A 2,570-nucleotide genomic window follows, 5' to 3' on the forward strand; every position below is an offset into this window, starting at 1 on the left:
GCTTTCATCTGAGCAGCTTTATCTCTGTCATAGTTGACCAATTTTACATCCTCAATCTTGATCATGCCTTCTGGTGGTGCTACATCTTTTCTTACTGAGTAACGATTAGATATCTTCGTATTCATTTCCCCAACCGGTTTAGTTAACAACCAGTCCACGAATTTCTTCGCATTCTCTGTATTCGCTCCACCTTTAACAACACCAACACCGCCGATTTCAAAAGCCGTTTGCTCAGGAACGATAACTTTAATTGGGTAACCCTTTTGAGCCGATTTCACGATATCATGCGCCCATGACATGCCAGCTACGAACTCGCCTGTCGCAGTAAGCGTAATTCCGTCTCCTGCTGCTGGTGTATAGTGATGAACATTGGCATTAAGCTTTTTCAAGTAATCCCAACCCTTTTCTTCTCCCAAACGGAACAACTGGTCAGCTATGAAGATATAACCGCCGCCCGCTGTCGCAGGATTGGATGTAAGGAATAGGCCTTTGTAGTTAGGGTCAAGCAGATCGTCCCATGTTGCTGGCTCTTTAACACCTTTTGGAGCAAGCTCTTTTTGGAATCTATCTTTGTTCAGAACGATACCGAGAACGCCCATATACCAACCTTGCCAGTAGCCCTTCGGATCATTGAAACGGGACTCAATATCCTTGGTATTAGGGGACGTGTACTTTTCAAGCAAGCCTTGCTGAGCAAGTGGCTCATAGAACTCGACCGATCCACCTACGAAGATATCCGCTTTAGGCGTAGCCTTCTCAGCTTGAATGCGCGTACTAGCTTCACCAGCACCACTTAAACGCAAGTATTCAATCTCAATGCCCGTATCTTCTTTGAACTTCTTTTGAATTTGTACGATGTCATCTTCGTTTAATGCTGCGTAAACAACCAATTTCTTCGACTCCGGTGCTTTCGTTGCCTTCGCAGGCTCACTGCTTGTCGTGCTGGCTGGCGTTGATGTTGGTGCACTGGCTGTCTTGCTTGCACCAGCTCCACACCCCGTTAATACCGTGGTTAACATGAATGAAGCTGCTAATAACAAACTTACAGTACGTGCTTTCGGTTTCAGAAACATTGCCCATCCTCCTAGATGTATTCTCTTTAGAATATTTGGTTGAATCTTCTTGCTCCTAAGCTAACGCTATTGCGCAGTTACGGTTGCTGAAACCTTCGCTTGTCCATTACTTGTCAGTGCATCTGTCCAAGATTTGGTGGTCCCAGGCGCTACAATCGCTGATACAAATCCCATATCGTCATCACCAGAAGTGCCATCTGAATCGTAGACATGGATTTCAACATTGCTATTTGATGGTTTCGCTACATAGACGGTATTGTAGTTTTCTGAGAAGTTAGGACCGAATTCAGCATCATTAGCACCAAAAGCTATATTGTAAACTTGATTTTTAGGAGCATCATTTTTCTTCCAGAACCTAGCATCCGTCTGCCCTTGATTGTTGACATAGGCTTTAATGAATATATCGCTTTTATTCCCGAACGGATCGCGATCTTCAAGACTCTGGGCATTCTGGAGAACTATTTTATGAGAGTAGTAAGGATTGAACACATAGGTATGCGAGAAATTACCAAGACCATTCAGGTGCACATCGACTTGGTGAGCCGGATCCGACCAGTTCATCCCCTGTAAAGCAGGGCCGTCATCGCTATCGTCCCATCCCCACGGCGCATTCGCCGAGTTAGCCGTGTTGTTGTCGCCTGCAATTGTCCCCCAAGAAGCGAAAATATTAGGGTCATTCCGGCGGTTCCACAGATCTCCCCACTCAATCAAGGCGTAGCTGTAATGGTTCGTATAGCTGCCTGATGTATTCGTTGGAAACTGCGCTACACCCGTGTAATCGTAGACAATACCATCTCCACCTGGCGCGCTTGATCCGTCGTAGGCTTTGACGCCATGCCCACCGCTAGGACTCTGTCCATTCGCCTGACAAAACACCATGGGATGACTTCCATTGAAGAGAACGCCACCATCCACGTTATCAGAACCAGCGGTAATGTTAGGATCATTCGTGTAATCGTACCATTGGTTATGCGCCATGGTTTCCATCAGCTGGAACGACCCGTAGTTGGATCCATCCTTCTTGATGACAAGGAATAGACCTTCAAGGTCATTTTCATGGGCGTCAAGCGGTCTAGTGTAAGCATCGTCTCTTGCATGGAACAAGTCGTATTCAATAAAGTAATGCGTTGTCGTTTCGGACACTTTATAGTAGACATACCCATTCTCATTGTAATTGGAGAGATTATCCCAGTTATTCCTAGCCAAATAATCTCCGTCATAGTTGAAGTTGGTAATGAAATCTGCCCTTACATCAAGATCAGCATTCACATCCTGGTAAACCTGAGGCGCCCAGTGGGCTGCCAGTTCTGAATAACTTGCAGCATGAGTGGTGCTCGCATTAGTGAAGAAAGGAATCGCCAAAGTTACTATCGTCATTAGACTTAACACTGTTTTCCTCATTTAAATTGCCCCTCCGTGAAATCAAATTATTTTCAATTCAAAATCATTCACCCTGATTGTAGCAAGTCCTCCTTCCTTCCTCGTTGCGTTTCATGC

2 protein-coding genes are annotated in these 2,570 nt (G+C 45.4%); both read right to left on the bottom strand.

Features of this window, described 5'->3' with window-relative positions:
* On the bottom strand, positions 1-1,073 hold a 1,073-nt coding region (locus AC1DUA_RS33345; protein ID WP_477503819.1), incomplete at its 3' end, for an ABC transporter substrate-binding protein.
* A 66-nt stretch (positions 1,074-1,139) separates the two neighbouring features.
* The gene (locus AC1DUA_RS33350; protein WP_477503820.1) at positions 1,140-2,474 is read right to left on the bottom strand and encodes a hypothetical protein; all 1,335 of its coding nucleotides are present in this window, start codon (positions 2,472-2,474) and stop codon (positions 1,140-1,142) included.
* Between the last annotated feature and the right edge of the window lie 96 nt (positions 2,475-2,570).

The sequence above is a fragment of the Paenibacillus sp. 01T422 genome, assembly GCF_056398785.1.